The following is a 1,528-nucleotide window of genomic DNA, read 5'->3' on the forward strand; positions in this document are numbered from 1 at the left end:
TGTGGTGAATTAACTCATAACCGTACAGAAAGGAACCAATCCCATCACAAAAAACATGCCCAGAGCATTGCCCTGGGCTATAAATATTAAGTTTGTCAGTCTTCAGTCTGCACTGTTTGTTTTCAAACAAAGTCTTTCAGTTCTTGTTGTAGCCGTTGGCGGGTAAAGAAGATACGGCTTTTTACGGTTCCTAAAGGCAATCCGAGACGGTCAGCTATTTCACGATACTTGAAACCGGAGACATGCATGGAGAAAGGAACTTTATAATCGCGGGGTAACGAATTCACGATGCGATGCATTTCTTTTAAATCATAAGATCCTTCGGCATTTGCAAAACCGGAGTTTTGCGGCAGGTTTAAGTGATAAAGGTTATCTGTCTGGTCCACGAAAGTTTGTTCGCGAACGATTCTGCGGTAATTATTAATAAAGATATTCCGCATAATGGTGTACATCCACCCTTTGAAATTGGTATCGGGCATGTACTTGTCTTCGTTGTCCAATGCTTTGAGTGAGGTTTCCTGCAATAAATCATTCGCCTCCTCTTTATCGGCTGTCAACTTATATGCAAAGCGAAGCAGTTCTTCTTGCACACTAATCAAATCCTTCCTAAAACTGTAGGTATTCATACTTTGCTCTTTTAAATAGTTAATAATTATTTTAAATTCACGGTTGCAAGTATAGGGAAGTTTTGGGGTTCCCGAGGACCGAGTTTTGTTTTTATTTAGGGCAAAAACTATCAATTGACAGTTTTCACCCCCTTTTTGAGAGTTTTCTGGTGGTGATTTTTGTAAAAAGCGTATCTTTTTCCGAAGATTTCGTAAACTGTTTGTGATTTTTTTATAGTTTTGCCTACATATAGCAAAAACACTTTATTTAAAAACACTTTATTTTATGAGACGAATTATTAAATCAATCACTCTTCTGGCTATCATGGCTATCGCTTTGCCGTCATTCGGTCAAGGATTGAAAGCTTTCAAGCTGAAGAATGGCCTTTCCGTATATGTATGGGAAGACAACACGAAATCGGATGTGTACGGTATTGTGGCCTGCCGAACAGGTTCAGTGAACGATCCGGCAGAGTACACAGGATTGGCACACTATCTGGAACACGTGATGTTTAAGGGTACCGACAAAATCGGTGCACTGGACTGGGCTACCGAAAAGCCTATTTATGATAAAATCATTGCCAAGTACGATGAAATGGCCGACGAAGCTGATCCCGTTAAGAAAGAGGCAATCGCTAAAGAGATCAACGAGCTGACCATAGAAGCCGGAAAGGTTAGTGTATCCAACGAGTTCATGAACCTGATAGAAAGCATGGGTGGAAAGAGACTGAACGCCGGAACCAGCTTCGACGTAACTTACTATCACAACTCATTCCCTCCCTACCAGATCAACAAATGGTTGGAAATCTACTCACAGCGTCTTATCAACCCGGTATTCCGTACCTTCCAGACTGAGCTGGAAAGTGTATACGAAGAATATAATATGTATAAAGATAATCCGGGAAGCGTACAGCAAGAATTCA

Annotated in this window: 2 protein-coding genes; one reads left to right on the plus strand and one right to left on the minus strand. The window is 40.8% G+C overall.

Annotated elements, in window-relative coordinates; genetic code table 11:
• Nucleotides 1-122: 122 nt before the first annotated feature.
• Nucleotides 123-626: an RNA polymerase sigma factor gene (locus BACCELL_RS25550; protein ID WP_007215087.1), complete on the minus strand. Its 504-nt coding sequence runs from the start codon at nt 624-626 to the stop codon at nt 123-125.
• A 265-nt stretch (nt 627-891) separates the two neighbouring features.
• Between BACCELL_RS25550 and BACCELL_RS25555 the strand changes: the two genes are divergently transcribed.
• Nucleotides 892-1,528 (plus strand): M16 family metallopeptidase (locus BACCELL_RS25555; protein WP_007215089.1); only part of this gene is annotated, 637 nt, incomplete at its 3' end.

Source organism: Bacteroides cellulosilyticus DSM 14838 (assembly GCF_000158035.1).
Lineage (GTDB): Bacteria > Bacteroidota > Bacteroidia > Bacteroidales > Bacteroidaceae > Bacteroides > Bacteroides cellulosilyticus.